The 21,080-nt window shown below is 72.2% G+C and carries 22 protein-coding genes; 12 read left to right on the plus strand and 10 right to left on the minus strand.

Annotation, left to right across the window (positions count from 1 at the left end; genetic code table 11):
* Nucleotides 1-22: 22 nt before the first annotated feature.
* The gene (gene nirD, locus ACMXN5_RS29020) at nt 23-394 is read left to right on the plus strand and encodes a nitrite reductase small subunit NirD (protein WP_439677714.1); all 372 of its coding nucleotides are present in this window, start codon (nt 23-25) and stop codon (nt 392-394) included.
* A gap of 51 nt (nt 395-445) precedes the next feature.
* On the opposite strand, the gene ACMXN5_RS29025 is transcribed toward nirD, so the two are convergent.
* A complete protein-coding gene (locus ACMXN5_RS29025; protein WP_439677715.1) occupies nt 446-1,873 on the minus strand; it encodes an FAD-binding oxidoreductase in 1,428 nt (475 codons plus the stop codon).
* 297 nt (nt 1,874-2,170) lie between these two features.
* Between ACMXN5_RS29025 and ACMXN5_RS29030 the strand changes: the two genes are divergently transcribed.
* Nucleotides 2,171-3,481, plus strand: a complete 1,311-nt coding sequence (locus tag ACMXN5_RS29030) for a nitrate/nitrite transporter (protein ID WP_439677716.1) — start codon at nt 2,171-2,173, stop codon at nt 3,479-3,481.
* An 85-nt stretch (nt 3,482-3,566) separates the two neighbouring features.
* Here ACMXN5_RS29030 and ACMXN5_RS29035 read toward each other — a convergent pair whose 3' ends face one another.
* From ACMXN5_RS29035 to ACMXN5_RS29045, 3 genes are all read right to left on the minus strand, one after another.
* Nucleotides 3,567-4,841 (minus strand): MFS transporter, encoded by a 1,275-nt coding sequence (locus ACMXN5_RS29035; protein ID WP_439677717.1) that lies wholly within the window; start codon nt 4,839-4,841, stop codon nt 3,567-3,569.
* Complete coding sequence (locus ACMXN5_RS29040) at nt 4,838-5,488, minus strand: ArsR/SmtB family transcription factor (protein WP_439677718.1); 651 nt, start codon at nt 5,486-5,488, stop codon at nt 4,838-4,840. The genes ACMXN5_RS29035 and ACMXN5_RS29040 overlap by 4 nt, the downstream gene beginning before the upstream one ends.
* A 106-nt stretch (nt 5,489-5,594) precedes the next feature.
* Nucleotides 5,595-5,792 (minus strand): hypothetical protein, encoded by a 198-nt coding sequence (locus ACMXN5_RS29045; protein ID WP_439677719.1) that lies wholly within the window; start codon nt 5,790-5,792, stop codon nt 5,595-5,597.
* A gap of 209 nt (nt 5,793-6,001) precedes the next feature.
* On the opposite strand from ACMXN5_RS29045, the gene ACMXN5_RS29050 reads away from it, so the two are divergent.
* Nucleotides 6,002-7,750 carry an FAD-dependent oxidoreductase gene (locus ACMXN5_RS29050; RefSeq protein WP_439677720.1) on the plus strand — a complete coding sequence of 583 codons (1,749 nt, stop codon included), beginning with the start codon at nt 6,002-6,004 and terminating at the stop codon, nt 7,748-7,750.
* Nucleotides 7,747-9,165: an ATP-binding protein gene (locus ACMXN5_RS29055; RefSeq protein ID WP_380001478.1), complete on the plus strand. Its 1,419-nt coding sequence runs from the start codon at nt 7,747-7,749 to the stop codon at nt 9,163-9,165. Before ACMXN5_RS29050 ends, ACMXN5_RS29055 begins: the two co-directional genes overlap by 4 nt.
* 67 nt (nt 9,166-9,232) lie before the next feature.
* On the opposite strand, the gene ACMXN5_RS29060 is transcribed toward ACMXN5_RS29055, so the two are convergent.
* A complete protein-coding gene (locus tag ACMXN5_RS29060; protein ID WP_439677721.1) occupies nt 9,233-10,444 on the minus strand; it encodes a cytochrome P450 in 1,212 nt (403 codons plus the stop codon).
* A 131-nt stretch (nt 10,445-10,575) separates the two neighbouring features.
* Here ACMXN5_RS29060 and ACMXN5_RS29065 point away from each other — a divergent pair, with 131 nt between their 5' ends.
* Entirely contained in the window at nt 10,576-11,439 is an 864-nt protein-coding gene (locus tag ACMXN5_RS29065; protein WP_439677722.1) for a helix-turn-helix domain-containing protein, read from the plus strand.
* Nucleotides 11,440-11,470: 31 nt separating this feature from the next.
* Nucleotides 11,471-12,358, plus strand: a complete 888-nt coding sequence (locus tag ACMXN5_RS29070) for a TIGR03854 family LLM class F420-dependent oxidoreductase (protein ID WP_439677723.1) — start codon at nt 11,471-11,473, stop codon at nt 12,356-12,358.
* Between the two features lie 37 nt (nt 12,359-12,395).
* Here ACMXN5_RS29070 and ACMXN5_RS29075 read toward each other — a convergent pair whose 3' ends face one another.
* On the minus strand, nt 12,396-12,689 hold the full coding sequence (locus ACMXN5_RS29075) for a type II toxin-antitoxin system PemK/MazF family toxin (protein WP_126640024.1): 294 nt from the start codon (nt 12,687-12,689) through the stop codon (nt 12,396-12,398).
* A 345-nt stretch (nt 12,690-13,034) separates the two neighbouring features.
* Here ACMXN5_RS29075 and ACMXN5_RS29080 point away from each other — a divergent pair, with 345 nt between their 5' ends.
* The 3 genes from ACMXN5_RS29080 (at nt 13,035) to ACMXN5_RS29090 (ending at nt 15,562) form a co-directional block, all read left to right on the plus strand.
* Nucleotides 13,035-14,300, plus strand: coding sequence for a sensor histidine kinase (locus ACMXN5_RS29080; RefSeq protein ID WP_439677724.1), 1,266 nt, complete (start codon nt 13,035-13,037; stop codon nt 14,298-14,300).
* The gene (locus ACMXN5_RS29085; protein WP_439677725.1) at nt 14,297-14,968 is read left to right on the plus strand and encodes a response regulator transcription factor; all 672 of its coding nucleotides are present in this window, start codon (nt 14,297-14,299) and stop codon (nt 14,966-14,968) included. Before ACMXN5_RS29080 ends, ACMXN5_RS29085 begins: the two co-directional genes overlap by 4 nt.
* Before the next feature lie 171 nt (nt 14,969-15,139).
* Complete coding sequence (locus ACMXN5_RS29090; RefSeq protein ID WP_380001491.1) at nt 15,140-15,562, plus strand: hypothetical protein; 423 nt, start codon at nt 15,140-15,142, stop codon at nt 15,560-15,562.
* Nucleotides 15,563-15,615: 53 nt separating this feature from the next.
* Here the strand turns inward: ACMXN5_RS29090 and ACMXN5_RS29095 are convergent, their stop codons facing one another.
* Nucleotides 15,616-16,161 carry a hypothetical protein gene (locus tag ACMXN5_RS29095; protein ID WP_439677726.1) on the minus strand — a complete coding sequence of 182 codons (546 nt, stop codon included), beginning with the start codon at nt 16,159-16,161 and terminating at the stop codon, nt 15,616-15,618.
* 248 nt (nt 16,162-16,409) lie between these two features.
* Here ACMXN5_RS29095 and ACMXN5_RS29100 point away from each other — a divergent pair, with 248 nt between their 5' ends.
* Nucleotides 16,410-16,943, plus strand: a complete 534-nt coding sequence (locus ACMXN5_RS29100; RefSeq protein ID WP_439677727.1) for a DUF6817 domain-containing protein — start codon at nt 16,410-16,412, stop codon at nt 16,941-16,943.
* 8 nt (nt 16,944-16,951) lie between these two features.
* Here the strand turns inward: ACMXN5_RS29100 and ACMXN5_RS29105 are convergent, their stop codons facing one another.
* On the minus strand, nt 16,952-17,428 hold the full coding sequence (locus ACMXN5_RS29105; RefSeq protein WP_439677728.1) for a VOC family protein: 477 nt from the start codon (nt 17,426-17,428) through the stop codon (nt 16,952-16,954).
* A 145-nt stretch (nt 17,429-17,573) separates the two neighbouring features.
* Between ACMXN5_RS29105 and ACMXN5_RS29110 the strand changes: the two genes are divergently transcribed.
* The gene (locus tag ACMXN5_RS29110) at nt 17,574-18,437 is read left to right on the plus strand and encodes a helix-turn-helix transcriptional regulator (RefSeq protein WP_439677729.1); all 864 of its coding nucleotides are present in this window, start codon (nt 17,574-17,576) and stop codon (nt 18,435-18,437) included.
* Nucleotides 18,438-18,457: 20 nt separating this feature from the next.
* On the opposite strand, the gene ACMXN5_RS29115 is transcribed toward ACMXN5_RS29110, so the two are convergent.
* On the minus strand, nt 18,458-19,408 hold the full coding sequence (locus ACMXN5_RS29115) for a zinc-binding dehydrogenase (protein ID WP_439677730.1): 951 nt from the start codon (nt 19,406-19,408) through the stop codon (nt 18,458-18,460).
* Nucleotides 19,409-19,542: 134 nt separating this feature from the next.
* Here ACMXN5_RS29115 and ACMXN5_RS29120 point away from each other — a divergent pair, with 134 nt between their 5' ends.
* Nucleotides 19,543-20,163 carry a TetR family transcriptional regulator gene (locus ACMXN5_RS29120; RefSeq protein WP_439677731.1) on the plus strand — a complete coding sequence of 207 codons (621 nt, stop codon included), beginning with the start codon at nt 19,543-19,545 and terminating at the stop codon, nt 20,161-20,163.
* A gap of 87 nt (nt 20,164-20,250) precedes the next feature.
* Here the strand turns inward: ACMXN5_RS29120 and ACMXN5_RS29125 are convergent, their stop codons facing one another.
* Nucleotides 20,251-21,012: an SDR family NAD(P)-dependent oxidoreductase gene (locus ACMXN5_RS29125; RefSeq protein WP_439677732.1), complete on the minus strand. Its 762-nt coding sequence runs from the start codon at nt 21,010-21,012 to the stop codon at nt 20,251-20,253.
* Nucleotides 21,013-21,080 lie beyond the last annotated feature (68 nt).

A 21,080-nucleotide genomic window follows, 5' to 3' on the forward strand; every position in this document is an offset into this window, starting at 1 on the left:
CGGGGACATGGGAGGTGTGCGGGTGACGGGTACGACCGGGGCCGCCTTCGAGACGACGGTCGAGATCGCCGCCGGGACCGGGTGGGTCACGATCTGCCCGTACGACCGGCTGACCCCGGGGCGGGGCGTGGCGGCGTTGATCGAGGGCGAGCAGGTCGCCGTCTTCCGTACGCGTGCGGGCGAGTTGTACGCGCTGGGCAACCGCGACCCGTTCAGCGGCGCCTACGTCATGTCGCGCGGCATCGTGGGTCGGCGCGGCGGGGTGCCGATCGTCACGTCGCCGATGTACCAGCAGGCGTTCGACCTGCGCACGGGCGAGTGCCTGGACGAGCCGACCACCCCGGACGGGACGCCGGCGGCGCTGCCGACGTGGCGGGTGCGGGCCCGTTCCTGAATCGCCGCCGGGCGAGGGCGCAGCGTCGCGCGCTCGCCCGGCGGCCCGGTGTCACGACGCGTCGGCGGGCGCGATGTTGTGGTTGCCGGTGAAGAGGTTGCCCGGATCGTGCGCCGCCTTGAGGTCGCGCAGCCGGGTCCAACTCCGCGGGTCGTACATCGACGCGACCTTGTCCGGGTCGCTGGGGACCCCGTCGCCGTAGACGAAGTTGAGGTTGCGCCCGACGGACAGCGGGTCGAGCACGGCGTGGACGTCGGCCAGCAACGCGCGCGCGGCGTCCGGCCCCGGGCCCTCGACCATCGCCACCACGCGCACGATGTAGCCCGCGTCGCGCCCGCCGACCGCGTTGGGCACCGAGGGCTGCCGGGACAGCGCGCCGCCGAGGTGGCGCACCTCGTGCACGACCATCATCGGCGCGTTCGGACCGGTCAGTTCGTACACCTTGCCCACCACGGCGGCGTCCAGGTCGCGGACCAGGACGTTGTCGCCGAGGTAGGCGTGCGGGTAGGTCGGGTCGGCGTGGATCGTGTGCGAGTCGGCGTACGGCAGGTCGGCCAGGTTGTCCACCAGGCGCGGGCCGACCGCCCGCAGCGGGGCCACCAGGCGCTCCCCGTCGGCGGCGTCGCCGCTGTACACGATCTTGATCGCCGCGGTGTGCCGGCCCCGCAGCGGCGGCGGCACCTGCTCGATGTCGGGCAGGCCGATGAACAGGATCGAGGAGGTCAGCTCCTCCGGGACGGTCTCGGTCCAGGCCAGATACGCCGCGGTCGCCGCCTCGACCAGGTCGGCGTCGAAGATCAGCGAGCCGCCGTACACCCGTGCCACCGGCACCAGCTCGACCTCGATCGAGGTGACGATGCCGAAGTTGTCCCGCCCGCCGCGCAGCGCCCAGAACAGATCCGGGTCGCTCTCGGCGGTGACGTGGCGCAGCGTGGCGTCGGCGGTGACGACGTCGATCGCGCGGACGTGGTCGGCCGCGTAGCCGTACTCGCGGGCGAGCAGGCTCAGGCCGCCGCCGAGGGTGTAGGCGACCACGCCGACGTGCGGCGCCGAGCCGTTGAGCGGGGCGAGCCCGTGCGGGGTGCTCGCGGCGACCACGGCCTCCCAGCGGGCGCCGGCCTGGGCCCGGGCGGTCCGGGCGGTCGGGTCGACGCTTACCTCGGCCATCCGGCGGGTGGAGATCAGCAGGCCCCCGGGCGCGGCGTCGGCGGGCGCGTGTCCGGTGGCCTGGACCGACACGCGCAGCGCGTGCGTGCGGGCGAACTCGACGGCGAGCCGCACGTCCTCGGCGCGGGCGGCGGCCACGATCAGCGCCGGTCGCTGTCGGAAGGCCGTCTGGAATCCGGTGCGTTCGGTGTCGTAGCCGGGGTCCTCGGGGGTGAGCGCGGTGCCGGACAGGTGCGTGTTCAGGGCCTTGACCGCGACGGCGAACTCGGAGTCGTGCTCGGGAGCGGGGGAGGGGGCGTTGGTCGCGGTCACGGGTGACTCCTGATCTCGGGCGGCCGATGCGCGTCCCACTCTCTCCCGAAACCGGCCGAGTGGCCGTCAAGTAGTCGGGTGAGTGTCAGGTAGGCGGGCACGAGCCGTGGGCGCCGGGCGATCCGCGACGCTCGCTCGACGGATTCTCACAGCCCGGGATCGGGGTGTTGAGCGAGATGTAGCGTCGTTGAGGCGGCGGGCGCGTTGTGTGGAAACCTGGGGTTTCTACCGTCACGGGACGTCGGTTCTGATGCCCTTCCGGACAGGTAGGTTCCCGTGACGACAACGACGACAACCGTGAGTGCACCGGCCGGGAGCGATCGGCCGCTCGACGACTGGCGGCCCGAGGACGAGGCATTCTGGGATCGGGTGGGCGCTCGAATCGCCCGGCGCAACCTGGTGTTCTCGGTGCTGTCGGAGCACATCGGCTTCTCCGTATGGAGCTTGTGGTCGGTCATCGTGCTCTTCCTCGGGCCCGAGTACGGGTTCGACCCCGCGCAGAAGTTCACGCTGACCGCCGTACCGACGCTCGTCGGCGCGGCGATGCGGATTCCCTACACCTTCGCGGTCGCTCGTTTCGGCGGGCGGAACTGGACCGTGGCGAGTGCGCTGTTGCTGCTGGCGCCGACGATGTCCATCGCGATCGTGCTGGAGCCCGGCGTCTCGTATCGCACGCTGCTCGTGGTCTCGGCGATTGCCGGCGTCGGGGGCGGCAACTTCGCCTCGTCGATGGCCAATATCAACGCGTTCTACCCGCAGCGGTTGAAGGGGTGGGCACTGGGGGTCAACGCCGGTGGCGGCAACCTCGGGGTGCCGGCCGTGCAACTGGTCGGACTGGCCGTGCTGGCGACGGCCGGCGCCGAGCATCCACGGCTGCTGCTCGCGGTGTACATCCCGCTGATCGTGCTCGCCGCGGTGCTCTCGGCGCGGTACATGGACAACCTCCCGTCGTTGCGCAACGACAAGGGCGCGATGCGGGAGGTGACGCGGGATCCGCACACGTGGGTGATGTCGCTGCTGTATATCGGCACGTTCGGGTCGTTCATCGGATTCGGTTTCGCCTTCGGGCAGGTATTGCAGGTGCAGTTCCACGCCGAGTTCGCGACGCCGGTCAAGGCCGCCTATCTGACCTTTCTCGGGCCGCTGCTCGGCTCGCTGGTGCGTCCGGTCGGCGGATTGCTCGCCGACCGGTGGGGCGGGGCGCGGGTGACGTTCTGGAATTTCGTCGCGATGGCCGGCGCCGCTTTCGTGGTCTATGTCGCCTCGCGGCAGGAATCGCTCGGTCTGTTCCTGGCCGGATTCGTGCTGCTGTTCGTGTTCAGCGGTTTGGGCAACGGCTCGGCGTACAAGATGATCCCCGCGATATTCGCGGTCAGACTCGGCCCGGGACCGGCCGCGCGGCGTGCTTCGGGGGCGTTGATGGGTATCGCGGGGGCGGTCGGCGCGCTGGGCGGGGTTCTGGTCAACATCGCGTTTCGCGAGTCGTTTCTGAATTCCGGGCGCGGGGACGCCGCCTATCTGGCGTTCCTGGGGTACTACGCGTTTTGCCTGGTGCTCACGTGGGCGGTGTATCTGCGGTCGGCGGGGCGTCGATCCGCCCGGATCTGACCGGGTCCCGGACCCGCCGGGCCCGGGGCGACCGGCCGCCGGAACTTCCGGTGCCGGCCGCCCCGTCGGGGTGATCGCCCCCTGGTCAGGCCACCGTGCGTGGCTCCTTGGAGCCGGCGACGGCTCGGACGCTCGCCGGCAGGTCGCGGCAGCGGCGCACCGGGGACACCAGGAGGACCGAGCCGGCGGCCGGGATGGCCGCGGCCATGACCCACATGGTGGTACGGACCCCGACCGCCGAGCCCAGCGCACCGGCCAGCACCGCGCCGAGCGGGATGGTGCCGTAGTTGACGAATTGCATGCTCGCGGTGATGCGGCCGAGCAACCGCGGCGGGCAATACTGCTGTTGGAAGCTCGACTTGATCACATTGCCGGCCACGACTCCGCCGGACATCGCGAACGAGCCGCAGACGAACACGCTCAGGCCTACCCCGGTGGTGGTCAGCGGGATCAGCAGAACCAGGCTCGACACGCCGATTTCGAAGAGCAGGAACGCGCGGGCCGTGCCGATCCGCGACGACACGCGGCGGGAGACGAACGCGCCCGCGACGCCGCCGAGCGCGCCCGCCGCGACCAGGGCGCCGGCCGTGCCCTCGCCGACGCCGACCGTGCGGATCAGGAAAACCAGTTGCATCGACTGGAGGCCGACCAGGCCGAGATTGGACGTGCCACCGAAGAGGGCGAACGTACGCAGCCACGGGTCGTGTGCGACCAGTCGCAGTCCCTCGCCGATTTCCCGGAGCAGCGAACGCTCCGCGTGTGTGGGTACGACCTGTGCCGGCTCCCGGTGGCGGATGCGGAACAGGCAGACGAACGAGGTCAGGAACGTGCCCGCGTTGACGAACATGCCGTTCACGGCGCCCGCGGCCTGGGCGATCAGGCCGCCCGCGCCGACCCCGGCGATCTGCGCCGCGGACGCGCTTCCGTGCAGTTTGCTGTTGCCCTCGGCCTGGTCGGCCGGGGTGAGGATGCCGGGCAGGTAGGCGGTATACGCGGTTTGGAAGAACACCGCCGACACCCCCGTCGCCAGCGTGACGGTCAGCAGCAGACCGATGCTGAGCAGGCCCGCCCGGTGCGCCGCCGGTACCGCCAGGAACAGGGCGAAGGAGGACGCCGCGGCCGCGAGCATGATCGGGCGGCGGGCCATCCGGTCCACCCAGACGCCGACCGGCAGACCGATCAGCAACCACGGCAGCCAGGCCGCGGCACTGAGCAGGCCGATCTCGAAGGTGCTCGCGTCCAGGGTCGAGATCGCGATCAGCGGCATCGCCACGCCGGTCACCGATGCGCCGAACTTGCCGGTGGTCTCGCCGAACCACAGGAGGCGGAAATCGTGATGGCGGTGCAGCAGGCCGCTCATGAGGAGTCCTCGTCGGGTTCGGTGGGGGGATCCGGTTGGGTGGTGGTTCGGAGCGACTCGGCCGACTCCGTCGACGTCGTCGAGTCCTTGGGTCGACGCGGGAAGGAATGGAACTGGAGCACGACCGTCGCGGCGCCCGGTTGTTCGGGGCCGCGGGTGGCCTGGTGGATCAGATCGACGACCCGACGGTTGAGTTCGGCCAGTTGGTCGGCGGTCAGTCGTACACCGCTCCAGTCCGAGGCGGTGCGGGCGTTCACCCACTCGGGGCCCATTTCCTCGGCGTCGCCGAAGGATTCGATCAGACGCTCACCCTGCTGTCGGAAGGACTCGCGCATGTAGACATCGAGTGCGCCCCGGGTCTCCGGGTCCGTGCGGAAATCCGTGGTGCGCAGGTCGCTCGGGTCGACCACGGCGCGCCACCAGCGCTCGCGGCGGGTGCCGCGGTCCGGGGCGTCCTCGATGAAGCCGTGTTCGGCGAGATGGCGCAGGTGCCAGCTGACCGTCCCGGTGCTCTCGCCGACGCGGGCGGCCAGGTGGGTCCCCGTCGCGGGGCCGTCGAGGCGCAACATTTCGAGCAGGCGCATGCGTAGGGGGTGGGCGAGGGCGCGCAGGCTGCGGGCGTCGATCCGCCGGCGGGAGTGGTTCACACGCCCACGGTATTACGCAGAGAGTTCTCTGCAAAGGGTTCTCTGCATCTTTTGCAGAGAACTCTCTGCGAATCTTGGCTCCCGTGCTGCCTCCTCGGCGCCGCGGCTAATGTCCGGCCGCCGCCACCGACGGGGAGGCCGGCGGCGCGGTGGCGGTCGGGAGCGGGCTCGGGCTCGGCTCCGGGTCGTGCGAGTCGTGGGTCAGGTGCAGGACGAGGGTCACCAGCAGGCCGATCACGATCACCGTCACCCCGACGAGGGCCTGTACGGTCTCGCGCTGCGGGCGGCGTCGTTTCTCGGACATAGCGCCACGTTAGGCATGTTCGTGGTGGACCGACAGGCAAAGCGCCCGACTTCGCCGAAGGTGTCGCCACCGGGGCCGGCCCCGAACTCCCCGGCTGCGGATTTCGGATACGGGATAACGTGGCGCACGCGCTGCCCGGCGCATGGCCGAGGCCGGTACCGGGCAGTGGTCCCCATTTGTGCAACCACTCCAGGCCCGTGAGGAAAACCGTGGACAAGCCCGTCCTGCTGACCGTCGACGACGACCCGGCCGTTTCCCGTGCGGTGGCCCGCGACCTGCGGCGACAGTACGGCGACCGGCACCGGATCGTCCGCGCCGAATCCGGTGCACAGGCCCTGGAGGCGCTGGCCGAGCTGCACGAGCGCGGCGAGCAGGTCGCGGTGCTGATCGCCGACCAGCGCATGCCGCAGATGGACGGCGTGGCCTTCCTGGAACAGGCCGCACACCGGTACCCACGCGCGAAACGGGTGCTGCTCACCGCCTACGCGGACACCGGGGCCGCGATCCGGGCGATCAACGACGTCGACATCGACCACTACCTGCTCAAGCCGTGGGATCCACCGGAGGAACGGCTCTACCCCGTGCTCGACTCGCTGATCACCGCGTGGGAGACCGCGCCGGTGCCGGACGAGAGCTGGGCCACGGTGATCGGCGCGCGCTTTTCCGCGCCGTCGTTCGAGCTGCGCGACTTCCTCGCCAACAACGGCGTGCCGTATCGCTGGTACGACGTCGGCCAGGCCGAGGCGCGCCGGCTGCTGCGCGAGACCGGCACCACCGAGGCCGACGTGCCGGTGGTCATCGCCCCCGACTCGACCGTGCTGCGCGGCCCGTCCAAGGGCGAACTGGCCGAGTACGTCGGCCTGTCGGTGACCGCGTCCGACGACCTGTACGACGTGGTGATCGTCGGCGGCGGCCCGGCCGGCCTGGGGGCCGCGGTGTACGCGGCCAGCGAGGGGCTGCGCACGCTGCTCGTGGAGCGCCAGGCCACCGGCGGCCAGGCCGGGCAGAGTTCGCGGATCGAGAACTACCTCGGCTTCCCCGACGGCATCTCCGGCTCGCAGTTCATCGGCCGCGCCCGCCGCCAGGCGCTCAAGTTCGGCGCGGAGATAGTCAGTACACGCGACGTGACCGGTCTGCACGTGGACGGCGACGTGCGCACCATCTCCTGCGACGGCGACGTCGTCGCCCGGGGACACGCGGTCGTGCTCGCCACCGGGGTGTCCTACCGCACCCTGGACGCGCCGGGCCTGGCCGAATTGACCGACCGCGGCGTGTACTACGGCGCCGCACTGACCACCGGGCCCGACACCCGCGACCAGGACGTGTACATCGTCGGCGCGGCCAACTCGGCCGGGCAGGCGGCGGTGTTCTTCTCCCGCTACGCCCGCAGGGTCATCATCCTGGTGCGCGGCGCGGGCCTGGAGGCGTCCATGTCGCACTACCTGATCGAGCAGTTGGAGCAGATCCCCAACGTCGAGGTCCGGGTCCGCACCGAGGTCTCCCGGGCGCACGGCACCGGGCGACTGCGCGAACTCACCCTGCGCGACCGGGACTCGGGCACGGAGGAGACCGTGCCCGCGTCGTGGTTGTTCGTCTTCATCGGCGCCAGCCCCCGCACCGGGTGGCTGGACGGCAGCGGCGTGCGGCGCGACCGGGACGGCTACATCCTCACCGGCGGCGAACTGCTCGACGACTGCGACGGCGAACTCGACGGCTGGAGTCGCCCGCCGTTCGTCCAGGAGACGGCGGTGCCCGGGGTGTTCGCCGCGGGCGACTCGCGCGCGGCCTCGGTCAAGCGGGTCGCCTCGGCGGTCGGGGAGGGCGCGATGACGGTGATGCTCGTGCACCGCTATCTGGACACCCTGGACACCCGGAAGCCGGGCGAGGATCCGGGCGGGCCGGGCGCCGCGGCGACCCCGGCCGACACCCGCACCCCGGCGACGGAGGGATCACGATGAGCGTGTGCGACGTGTTGCCGCCGGAGGAGCTGCGCACCCTGTTCCTGTTCGAGAAGTTGCCCGACGAACATCTGAACTGGCTGTGCGCGCACGGCAAGGTCAAGGCGTTCCCGGCGAACACCACGCTTTACCACGAGGGCGATCCCGGCGAGTGCTTCTTCGTGCTGCTCACCGGCGAGGTCACGATGAACCGTACGGTGCGCGGCGGTGAGTTGGAGGTGCACCGCTCGTCGATGCGCGGCGCCTACGTCGGCGCGGCACTGGCCCTGGACGGCGAGGGCGCGACCCCGGCGGTGCACGCGTACGGCAACACCGCGCGCACACACGTCGATTCGACCTTCTTCGTGCTGCCGGCCGCCCAGTTGGCGCAGGCCTTCACCGAGTGGTTCCCGATGGCCGCGCACCTGGTCGCGGGCATGTTCCTGGGCGGGCGCCGGACCGGATCGGCGGTCGGGCAGCGCGAGCGTATGGTCGCGCTCGGCACGCTCACCGCCGGGCTCACCCACGAACTGGGCAACCCGGCCGCGGCGGCCGAGCGAGCCGCGGCGAACCTGCGCACCCGGCTGGGGGAGTTGCGCCGGGCCCGGGCCGAACTGGCCCGCTGCGGCGCCGCCGCCGACGCGCTGGAGGCGCTGGACCGGCTCCAGGCCGAGGTGTTGGCCCGACGGGAGGTGGAGCCGCCCAGGCTGCGGCCGCTGGAGTTCGCCGACCGGACCGACGAAGTGGCCGAGATCTTCGAGGACTTGGACCTGCCGGACGCGTACGAGACGGCGCCGTCGTTCGTCAACGTCGGCCTGTACGAGGACTGGGCCCGGGACGCGGGCACGGCGCTCGGTGCGGCGGCGCGCCCAGGACTGACCTGGCTCGCGGCCAACCTGGAGGGCGAGGCGCTGCTCGACGAGGTCGCCGACGCGCTGGGCCGGATCACCGATCTGCTCGCCGCCGCCGGACAGTACACCCAGATGGACCGGGCCCCCTACCAGGAGACCGACCTGCGCAAGGGCCTGGACAGCACGGTGGCCATGCTGGCCGGCCCGCTGCGCGACATCCGGGTCGAGCGCGAGTACGCCGAGGACCTGCCCAGGATCCAGGCGTATCCGGCCGAGTTGAACCAGGTGTGGACCAACCTGATCGACAACGCCGCAGACGCGATGGGCGGCAAGGGCACGCTGACCCTGCGCGCCCGCGCCGACACCGCGTCGGTGGTGGTCGAGATCGAGGACAGCGGCCCAGGCATAGCGCCCGACATCCAGGACCGGATCTTCGAACCGTTCTTCACCACCAAGGCCCTGGGCGAGGGCACCGGCCTGGGCCTCGACATCTCGTACCGCATCATCGTGCAACGCCACGACGGCACGCTCACCGTCGACTCCGAACCGGGCCGCACCACCTTCCGCATCACCCTGCCGCGATAGCGCACGCCGGCCGCACCACGTCGCCGGATACCGGTTGCCGGCCGACAGGGGACGGGTGCGCGCCGGTTCAGCGTCCGAAGCGGACCGGTAGGGACTCCGGGCCGCGTAGCGCCGTGCCGAGCAGGCCGCGTACCCGGGTGGGTGCGGTGAGTCGCAGTTTCGGTAGGCGTTCGAGGAGAACCTTCAGGGCGGCTCGGATTTCGGCGAGTGCCAACCACGTGCCCAGGCATACGTGCGGTCCGTCGCCGAAGGCGAGTGTGGCGCGCATACGGCGGCCGATGTCGAACACGTCGGGATCGGGATACCGGGCCGGGTCCCGATTCGCGGCGGTGATCGCGAAGATCAGTGGGGTCTCCGCCGGGATGTCGAGGCCGAGGCCCTGCCAGTCGGACACCGGAGCGGGGCACATCCTCGGCAGCAGGCCCACCGGCGGCTCCCAGCGCAGCGCCTCCTCGACCACCCACTCGAGTTCGGTATCCGGGTCCGCGAGTGTCCGGGACAATTGCTCGGGATGGGTGAGCAGGGCGAACAGGGCGTTGCCCAGGCCCAGATAGGTGGTGTCGGCGCCCGCCGGGAAGAGCAGCCGCAGGAAGGACAGAATCTCCTCGTCGGTGAGCCGACGCCCCTCCGCCTCGGTGCACGCGAGGGTGGAGAGCAGGTCGTCGCCGGGATCCCGCCGCCGACGCGCGACGATCGGCGTCACGTACTCGGTGAACTCGCGCGACGCGCGCTCGGCCGCCTCCGGCGCCATCGGGAAGTGGAACAGGTCGACCGCCCAGCGCCGGAAGCGCTCCTCGTCGTCCATGGGGAGCCCGAGCAGCCGGGTGATCACCCGGACCGGGTAGCCGTGGGTGAACTCGGCGACCAGGTCGGCCTCGCCGCGCGCCGCGAAGCCGTCGACCAGCTCGTGGGCGAGCGGTTCCAGGATCGCCTCGACCTGCTCGGTGACCACCCGACGTCGAAAGGCCGGCACCACGAGCTTGCGGTTGATCCGGTGCTCCGCGCCGCGCATGCACTGGATGGTGTGGCCGAGCACGGGTTCGGTGGTGGCGGCGTAGATCGCGGACGCGGGAAAGGCATCCTCGTCCTTGAACGCGGCGGTCACCAGGTCGTGGGTCAGCAACAGCAGCGCCCTGGTCCCCAGGAACGGCACGACGGCGTACGGCTTGCGCGCCCGCGCGGTGGCGAGCACGCCGTGCAGGTCGGGGATGTCGTCGAAGGCGAAGTCGTGGCCTTCGATGTCGAAGGGCGCGCGGGGGTCGAACGGGTCGATGGGCATCCAGCCTCCTCGGCCGAAGCTCCGGCGACGACGGCAGCCCGTCGGTGTGACCGGGTGACGAATATTCGTCGTCGAAGTGACGTATATTCGTTGACTCTAGGGATGTCGTCCGACCGGAGCAAGGGGTGCCCGTGGTCGCGTCACCGCCCACCGAACGGGTCGTGGCCGTCGTCGAGTTGCTGGCCGCCGCGCCACGCGGGTTGAGCGTGTCCGAGGTGGCGGCCCGGCTCGACCTGAACCGGTCCACCGCGACCGCGGTGCTCGCCGCCCTGGAAGCGCCCGGCTGGGTGCTGCGCGGGCCGGATCGGCTGTACACGCTGGGCGCCGGACTGCTCGCCGTCGCCGACGCGGTCCGGGCCCGGGTACGGCTGCCGGCCGCCGCGGCGGAGGTGTTGGCCGAACTCGCGACGCGGGTCGGGTGCGGGGTGGCCCTGTCGCTGGTCGGCGTCGATCAGGTGGTGTTCGTCGCGGTCGAGCCGGGACCGGGTCGGGTGCCGGCCGGGATCGAGGTGGGCACCCGGCTGCCGCTGCGCCCGCCCGCCGGCGCCGCGGTGATGCCCTGGCGGCCGGCCGCCGAACGTACCGCCTGGCTCGCGCACGCACCCGAGTCGGCCCCGGTGCTGGACACGATCCGCGCGCATGGCGTGGCCGCGTGGCGACCGCGCCGCGACTCGGCCGAGTTGTTGCCGGTACTGCGGGACGTGGTGGGCCTGTTGGACGAACACCCCGGACGGGCCGAACTGCGCGCCCGAGTGCTCGACCAACTCGCCGCGATCAGCGCACACGCCTACACCGACGCCGAGTTGACCTCGGATCGCACGCTGCCGCTGAGCCATCTGGCCGCGCCGGTACGGGACGCGCACGGTCGGCCCACCCACGAACTCCAGATCGGCCCGCTGCGGGCCGCCGTAGGCCCGACCGAACGCCGCGGCTACATCACCGAGTTGCGCGCCGCGGCGGAGCGGTTGTCGGCCGCCGGGCCGAGCCTTCCTTGACCGGGTCCGGCATCCGGGCTTGGCTTGGCCCATGAAATTGCGCATCGGCGTCGGCCTCGGGCCGCGCGACCCCGCCGACCCCGTCACGTTCGGCGACCTGGTCGTGCACATGGAGCAACTCGGGGTCGATTCGCTGTGGTTGCCCGACCTGCTCGGCGGCGACCTGCCCGACCCCCTCGTCGGCATCGGCTACGCGGCCGGCCGTACCTCGCGCCTGAAGCTCGGCAGTGGGGTGACCGTACTGCCGGGACGCAACCCGGTCGCGGTGGCCAAGGAGTTGGCGACCCTGGCCGCGCTCGCGCCGGGCCGGATCCTGCCGGTGTTCGGCGTGCAGCACGCGACCGCGCGCGAGCGGCCGCTGTTCCCGATCCCGGGGCCGCGCGGCGAGGTGATGGACGAGGCGCTGACCGTCGTGCGGCTGCTGCTCGAAGGGGAGGACGTCTCGTTCGAGGGCAAGTACCACACCCTCGACCACGTCACCATCGGCCCGCGCCCGGCCAGCCCCCTGGACCTGTGGCTGGGCGGCGGCGGACCGCGGTCGTTGCGCCGGGTGGGTCGGCTCGGCGACGGATGGCTCGGCGCGGCGCTGACCCCCGACGAGGCCGCCGAGGCGCGACGCACGATCGAGGCCGCCGCGGTACAGGCCGGGCGTACCGTCGACGACGACCACTACGGGATGAGCCTGATCGTCGCGTTCGAGGACGAACCGGGCCGCGACTTCGGCGCGTTGCGCCGGCGGCGACCCGACGTGGACATCGCCGAGTTGGTGCCCACCGGATGGGCCGCCGCGCGCACGTTGATCGGGCGCTACGCGGCGGCCGGGGTGAGCAAGTTCGTGATCCGCCCCGCCACGACACCGCGCTCGTGGACCACGTTCCTGGCCGCGTTCGCCGCCGAGTTGAAGCCGCTGGAGACCTGAACGAGCCTGCCGCGTCCGGACATCGGCACCCCGCTGCTCACAACCCCAGAACGGCCCGCAACGCCACGTCCACCTGCTCCATTTCCTCCGGCCCGACGTCACCCAGATACGTGCCCTGCTCGAAGCGGTGATGCCGCGACGTATACAGGTCCGGAGCGAGCACCACACCCTCGACCGGGCTGGTGATCCGCACCGTGACCAGCGACTCGCGGCGGTCGCCGATGGTGTCCACCAGCGCGCACAACGCCGCGCCCGGATGCAGCGCTGCGACGTGGTCGTTCTGCACGATCATGAAGGTGCGTTCGCGGCCGACGGTGGGAATCGTCCACACCTGGCCCCGCCTCAGTGGCCGCACGGCCGCGCCCCCGCACTTTTTCGGCGGCCGAATGTGCGCGCGACCGCACCCGCCGGCCGGCCGCACCGGGCCGCCGGCGTCGAACGGTCGCGGTCGGAGACGAAGCGGTTGCCGGTAGCCATGCCCCCAGTCGTACCAGACGCGACGGCAAGCGAATCGCCAACGGGGTGCGCGTTCGCCGCCGGCGCACGGATTCGATCGTTACCCGAGCGGCCCCGCCGCGCCGCCCCACCCCGGGTGGGCAGATCCCTCGCGAGAGCGAAGCGCCGCCGAACGCGCAACCGCGACACTGTCGGGGACGCCCACCCAGGAGTACGCCGTATGTCCGACCACCTCGCCGCGCACGACGCCGATCATCCCTGCCTCGATCACCACGCCGCGCGCGACGCCGACCGGCACGTCCGCGACCGCGCCCGGCACACCCGCGACCTGATGCGGCGGATCGATCCGCAACTGCTCGACGTCATGATCGCGCTGCTGGTGCAGTTCCTGGTGTCGCTGCCGTTCCTGATCTACCTGCGCTCGCCGTACCGGCTCGGGTTCCTCCTGCTCAGCGGGACCGCGATCCCGCTGATCTGGCGGCGCCGGCAGCCGTTCGTGGTCGCGTGTGTGGTCGCGCTGTTCGCGGTACCGGCCTCGCTGCACCATCGGCCCGGCCAGTCCTTCCAGTTCGGCATGACGATCGCCATCTACACGGTCTTCTCGCTCGGTCGGCACTGGGAGCGGATCGCCGTCGCGGTGCTGGCCCTGCCGATCACGCTGATGGTGGAGTTCGCCAAGAACCAGCCGCCGCAACAGGCCACCTTGGACATCCTGACGCTGACCGCCGCCGCCGCCTTCGGGTTGGCCACCCGGCACCGCACCGCCTATATCGCCGAGATCGAGGAGCGCACCCGGCGACTGGAGCACGAGCGCGACCTGGAGATCCGGCGCGCCGACGCCGAGGTGGCCCGGGCCGCCGCCCGCGAACGGGCCAGGATCGCCCGGGACATGCACGACATCCTCGCGCACGCGGTGAGCCTGATGACCGTGCAGGCCGAGGCCGGTCCGGTGGTGGTGCGCAGCGATCCGGCCCGCGCGGAGGCGGCGTTCGACGCGATCGCCGACGCCGGGCGCGACGCGATGGTCCAACTCCGGCGCATCCTGGGCACACTCAAGGACGACGCGGAGGCCGGGGCCCGGGCGCCGCAGCCCACCGTGGCCAATATCGCCGACCTGGTCGCCGAGGTCGGGCGGACCGATCTGAAGGTGGTCTACGAGAGCGTCGGCGAGCGTCGACCGCTGCGCTCCGACGCGGAGATCGCCGCGTACCGTGTGGTCCAGGAGGCGCTGACCAACGCGGTCCGGCACGCGCAGGCCACGACGGTGACCGTACGACTCGAATGGGGCGAGGACACGATGGGGATCACCATCACCGACGACGGGCGGGGCGGTCGGCCGCGTCCGGGCGGGGGCCACGGGCTGATCGGCATCCGCGAGCGGGCCAGCGCGTGCGGGGGCAGCGTGGTGGTCGGACCGCGGGTGACCGGGCCCGGGTTCGAGGTCGCGCTGCGCATCCCGCTCGACCCGACGCGGGTGGTGCGATGACGATCAAGGTGGTGGTCGCCGACGACCAGGGACTGGTGCGCAGCGGCTTCGCGATGATCCTGGACGCGCAGTCCGACATCTCGGTGGTGGCCGAGGCGGGCGACGGGGTGGCGGCGATCGAGGCGGTGCGCGCGCACCGGCCCGACGTACTGCTCCTGGACATCCGGATGCCGCGGATGGACGGCATCGAGGCGGCCCGGGTGGTGTCCGCCGAGGCGCCGGCGTGTCGGATCGTCATGCTGACCACGTTCGACGTCGACGAGTACGTCTACGACGCGCTCTACGCGGGCGCGGCCGGGTTCCTGCTCAAGGACGTACGGCGCGACGACCTGGTGCACGCGGTGCGCATGGTGGCGAGCGGCGAGGCACTGCTCGCGCCGTCGGTGACCCGGCGACTGATCGCCGACTACACGCGCCGACTACCCCGTACGGAGCAGCAGCCCCAACCCTTCGAGCGGTTGGCCGTGTTGACCACGCGTGAGCGCGAGACGATGCGCTGCCTGGCCCTCGGGATGTCCAACGCGGAGATCGCCGAGGCCCTCGTGGTCAGCGAACATACGGTGAAGACGCACGTCAGCAGCATCCTGGGCAAGCTCGGCCTGCGCGACCGGGTGCACGCGGTGATCTGTGCCTACGAGACCGGACTGGCCGTGCCCGGCGCCGCCTGAATCGCGCGCCTCGCTCGCTCGGGGGAGTGACGAGCAATAACTCCGTCCTACAGGGGGAGTAGACGGTGACGCGGAAACGGTTCGTACAGCCGATGCGGCGAAGTACCCCGAAGGCGAATCCTGGTGTGGCCCGAGGGGACTGACCCGTCGGGGGCTTCGAACGGGGGCGCCATGACCGACGTTATGCAGCACACGACCGCCGAACTGTATCTGCGGCTCAGCGACTGCACGATGCGGGTGGGCCGGGGCTCGCGGGGCCGCCCCGCGCTGGAGGTATACGCGGGCTACCGCCTGATCGACGTGGCGGTGGCCGGTTCCACCCTGGCGCCGACGCTGCTGCGCGGCGCGCTGCGCTCGGCCCGCCGCGAGCCGGCCTGGGCACTGGCGTGGGGCGTGCTGCCCGAGGACGGCGTGCCGCCGCGGATCGAGTTCCGCCGAGGCCGCTTCGTGCTCCAGGCGCCCGCGACGATCTTCGCCGACCGCTTCTGGGTGGCCACGGTCCCCGGCACCTACCGCTCCCTGGCCGTGCGCACCACGGACGCCGCGCCCGTGGAGGGCGGCCGCCTCACCCGGATGCGCCTCCCGCGCCTGTAGCGCGCGGGGGCGCTGCGCGCGGCGGCACGCCACCGGTGAGCCGGGGCACCCGCTCAGTCGAGGCGGGTGACGTTCTGGAGCAGGCCCCAGGTGAAGTCGACGCGGTGCTCGACGCCGTTCTCGGTGATCACGCTCGCCCAGCGACCGGGCGCGGAGCCCTCGGTGTGGCGCAGGGTCGGGAAGGCCGCCGCGACGTCGGCGATCACGAAGTCCCAGGGGCGCAGGTCCGCCACCGTTTCGGCGGGCGGGGTCGTGGTGGGGTCGGCGCGAACCAGCCACTCCTGCCAGACCCGACCGTCGGGGCCGGTCAGGATCTCGAAACGCAACTCCGGCCACAGCGGCAACGTCCACCACTGCGCCTCGGCGGTGAGATCCCCGATCGCGCGTTGGGTGCGTCCGTGCGGTTCGCCCAGTGCGGCCCGATAGGCGCGCCCGGGGCCGCCGACCGCCCGGCTGCGCACCATGCGCTGCCACTGCGCGTTCACCTCGCGCATCCGGGCCCGGGTGAACTCCAACTCGCGGACGGCATCGGCGACCAGATCGGGCTGGTAATCGCCCATGCGTCGCAACAACACCAGACAGAACTGATCGGGTCCCACGATGCAGATCTCCGTACTCGTTCGTTACCGCTTCCGATCCATCCCTATCCACAAAGCGGACGCCCGCGCAGGCATTCCCGGCAGGTCGATCACCCGTGGCGTCGTGGGACGCGGCCCGAGCGCCTGTTCGCAAGGTGTATGACCGAGGTGCTGTGATCTGACGGTCCGTCAGCGCTATCGTTTGCCCCGACGTCATCGGGCGGCCACCGGACAACCGGCGCCGACCCATTACATGGCAAGGGGTGCACATGATCGTCGACTACATCCGGATGCTCGGCGCGGACCGCATCGAACATCCCGGCGGAACGCTGCTGGCCCACCTGACCCGGGTCGAGGCGCTGCTCGACTCCTGGGGCGCGCGACCGGCACTGCGTACGGCCGGCCTGTGTCACGCGTTCTACGGCACGGACGGCTTCGCCCCCCACCTGCTCCCGCTGGACCGCCGCGCGGAACTGGCCGGCCGGATCGGCGTGGACGCCGAGCGCATCGTCTACTTCTACGCGAGCTGCGACCGGGCCACCAGCCACCCCACCCTGGTCGACGGCCCGTTCCGGGACCGCTTCACCGGCCGGACCTACCTGCCCGCCGAGGCCGAACGCCGCGACTTCGCCGAACTGACCGCGGCCAACGAACTCGACATCGTCAGGGTCGGCCCGGAGGCCCGCGACCGCTACGGCGCGGGCCTCCGGGACCTGCTGGCGGGCTTTCGCCCCCTGCTCAGCACCGCCGCCCGGGACGAGTGCGAACGGGTGCTCGGCGACCGCGCCGCGCACACCGGGTAGCGGACGGGTCAGCGGCCGTCCGCCGTCGGACGGTGCTCGACGTACTCCACCAGGGTGCCGTCGGCGTGCCGCGCGGTGAACCCGGATCCGGTCGGGACACGGCGCGGCGCCTCGGTGATCTCGGCTCCGGCCGCGGCCAGGCGGTCCAGGTAGGGCGCCAGCTCGGGCACCAGGAGGGTGCCGGTGGTGGATCGGAACCGCTCCACCGTGGCCGGCTCGCCCTCGATCAGCAGGAAGCCGCCGACCGCGGCGAGGGCGATGCCGAACTCGCGGAAGGTGAACCACATGTCGCGCTCCACGCCCTGGAGTTCCTCGTAGAACCCGGCGGCCGCCTCCAGGCCGCCGGGCTCTACGAAGACGCGGATGAACGCGCGCGGCGTGGTCAGCGTGGACGAGTCGTTGCTGCGGCGCCACATGATGTCCGCGGTGGGGTCGGTGGGCGCGCCCTCGGTCCATGCGGGGACGGTGACGGGTGTGTCGGTCATCGGGAACGGTTCCTTTACGGATGGCCGGCGGCCCTCGGCGGCGCCGCCCGGCGGTGTGCGTCGGTACGTCCACCACCCTCGCGCCGCCCCCGGCGTCGAGCCAGGCTCCGGCTTATACGGTGAGCGGCGGTCATAGGCTGGGCCGATGGGCATTCGGGACGAGCACGATCACCGGCACGAGTTGGGCGCGTTCCTGCGCGCGCACCGCGAACTGCTCGCCCCCGAGGACATCGGGCTGCCCCGCTCGCCGCGCCGCCGCACCCCCGGGCTGCGCCGCGAGGAGGTCGCCGCGCTGTCCGGGGTGGGCGTGGCCTGGTACACGTGGCTGGAGCAGGGCCGGGTGGACACCTCGCGGCAGGTGCTCGAAGCGGTGGCGCGCACGCTGCGCCTGGACGCCGACGCCCACCGGCACGTCCTGGAACTGGCCGGCTTCCACGTGCCGGCCGAGCCGGGCCCGATGCCGGTCGACGCACTGCGGGCGATGGTCGAGGGCTGGCCGATCAGTCCGGCGCTGGTATTGGATCCCGCGTTGGACCTGGTGGCCTGGAACCACGCCTGGCGGGTGATCGCGCCCGACCCGGCCGAGATGCCGGCCGAGCGCCGCAACCTGCTGTCGATGTTGCTGACCGACCCCGCGTACCGTGCGCACTTCCCCGCGCACGAGGCGATCGCCCTCGACCTCGTGCGCCACCTGCGCACCCGCGCCGAACAGCCGCGCGGCGCCGAAATCGTCGCCGAACTGCGGTCGGCGCGCCCGGACTTGGCGCCATGGTGGGACTGCCGGGCGGTCGGGGTGTTCGCGCCCAGGACGGTGGCGACCCGGCCGGTTCGCGGCGTGTCGCCGCGGTTCGCGATGTCCCTGCTGACACCGGCCGAGGCGCCGGAGGCGACGGTGCTGGTGGGCACGCCCGTCGACGCCGAGACGATCGCGCACATGGCCGGCCGGGCGGGAACGGAAGCCGGATTCGACGGACACGCCGTCCTGGGGGTCCGTGGCTTGGAGGGGTAGCCCGCTCGGTGTTCGGCCGTTCACGCCGCCGTGGGGTCGTCGGTCACGGTCAACACCGCCTTGCCGCCGAGTTTGCGGTCGCTCAGCAGGGTCGCCGCCTCGGCGATGTCGGTCCAGGAGCCGCGCCACGCGATCTGTGGGTCGAGGTCGCCGTGTGCGGTTCGGGTGGCGAGCCAGGTGAGGTCGGCGTCGACGCCCGCGAGGTCGTCGAGCAGGAAATAGGTGACGATCGAGCGGTTGTGCCGGCCCGCGTCGCCGAACAGCGCGCCGAATGCGAACTGTTCGCCCTCGCCCGTGGAATGGCCGAGCGCGACGAGCGTGCCGCCGGAGGCCAACAGGTCGTGGGCGGCGGTCAGATGCGGCCCGCCGACGTTGTCCAGGACGCCGTACACGGGGGCCGTCTCGTACGGCAGGCCCCCCGTCAGCACCTCGGCCGCGCCCAGCGCGCGCAGTTCGTCGACCCGGGCCGGTTCCCCGGTGGCCGCGACCACCTCGGCGCCGCCGCGCGCGGCCAGTTGTACGGCGAACCGGCCCACCCCGCCGCCCGCGCCGGTGATCAGCACGCGCCGACCCAGGATCGGGCCCATCCGGCGCAGGGTGCGCAGGGCGGACAGGGCCGCCACGGGCAGTGCCGCGGCCGACGCCATGGGCAGGTCGGCGGGCATCACGCCCAACTGTCGCGTCGGTACGGCACGCAGTTCGGCCCAGGCGCCGTCCCCGCCGAGCGTGGCCACGGGGGTGCCCACCGCGGGGCCCGACCCGTCCGCGGCGGCGCGCTCCACGACGCCGGCCGCGTCCCAGCCGGGGATCGTGCCGTTCGCCCCGGACGGCACCGCGAAGAGCACCTCACCCGCGTTGATCGAGATCGCCCGGACCCGAATCAGCGCCTCGTCCGGGGCGGGCTCGGGGTCGGGCACCTCGGCCAGGGTGAGATGTGACGCGACGGCGTGGTCGATGACAAGGGCGCGCATGGTGACTCCGAGGCTGGTGCGGGCCGGACTGCCGAGCCCGGGTGGGGGCTCGCCGCGACCCACTGTGCCACTGAGTGGCATTTGCTTACAAGGGGCTTTGGCGACCGATGGGCATGTGTGGGTAGAGTGGGATCATGACCACCGAACTGCCGCTGCGGGAACGCAAGAAGCTGCGCACGCGGCAGGCGTTGGCCGCGGCCGCCCTGGAGTTGTTCACCACCAAGGGCTTCGACGCGACGACGCTCGACGAGATCGTCGGCGCGGTGGAGGTCTCCAAGCGCACGTTCTTTCGCACCTTCGCGTCCAAGGAGGACGTGGCCCTCGCCCCCGAGCGCGAGCTGTGGACCGCCTATCTCGTCGACCTGGCCGAACGCCCATTGGCGGGACGCGTCCTGACGATCTATCAGGACGCCCTCACGGAGACCCTCGGCGCCATGCCGGCGGACTGGGCGGACCGCTTCGCCGCCAGCCGGCGGATCGCCGACGCCACCCCCGCGCTGAACGCGCTCAGCCTGCGGTTCTGCGCGGACACCACCGACGCGGTGGTGGATACGCTCGCCGACCGGCTCGGCCCGGACGCGCCGGAGCGGATCCTGTTGCATCTGCCGCTCGACACGATGCTCGCGGCGTGGCACTGGGCGCAGCGGGAGTGGACCGCGAGGGGCGCCGGACCGGGGTTGGCCGGGCACCTGGAGCGGGCCTTCGCGGCGATCCCGGCGAGTCTGGAACTGGCGATCCCGACGACCTCGGCCTGAACCCGACACGATCGCCATCGAAACGCCGAGCCGGCCCGGGCGCGCGTCGGAGGACGGCGGCCGGGCCGGAGGGGGTGAATCCGCCGGTCAGGCGGTGGCGCCGCCGTCGAGGACGAGGTCGGTGCCCACCGCGAAGCCCGCCTCGTCCGAGGCCAGGTACAGCACGGCGGCGGCGAGTTCGGCGAGGTCGCCGACCCGGCCGGACGGGTTCTGCGCCTTCATCCGGTCCGACCGCTCGGCCTCGGTCTCGCCGCTGCGCAGCGACATCGAGGTGTCCAGCGGGCCGGGGCTGACCGCGTTGATCCGTACACCGTCGCCGATGTGGTCGAGCGCGGCGTTGCGGGTGAGCGCGCTGACCGCGGCCTTCGAGGTGACGTAGGCGCCGAGGTTGGCCAGTCGGCCGTGCGCACCGAGGTTGGACGAGATGTTGACGATCGCGCCGCCGCCGTTGGCTCGCATGTGGCCGATCTCGTGCTTCATGGACAACCACGTGCCGGTCACGTTGATGTCCAGGGTGGCCCGGAAGTCGGCCTCGTCGAGGTCGGCGAGCGGACCCACGCCGACGATCGCGCCGGCGTTGTTGACCGCGACGTCGAGGCCGCCGAAGAGTTCGACGGTGCGGGCGACGAGCGCGGCCACGCTCGTCGAGTCGGTCACGTCGGCGGTGACGGCCGCGCCGCGCCCGCCGTCGGCCTCGATCAGCCGGACGGTCTCCTCCAGCGGCGCGGCGCTGCGCCCCGCGACCACGACCGCGGCACCCTCACGGGCGAAGGCGAGCGCGATCGCCCGGCCGGCACCGGAGCCGGCGCCGGTGACGAGGACGGTCTTGGCGGTGAAACGTGCGGACATGGTGGTGTCTCCCGAGGTGTGTGGTGGTGCGGTGATGGTGGGTCGGTGGGCGGGGGATGGTCGGGTTC

The organism is Embleya australiensis, assembly GCF_051903075.1.
In the GTDB taxonomy this organism is placed as follows: Bacteria; Actinomycetota; Actinomycetes; order Streptomycetales; family Streptomycetaceae; genus Embleya.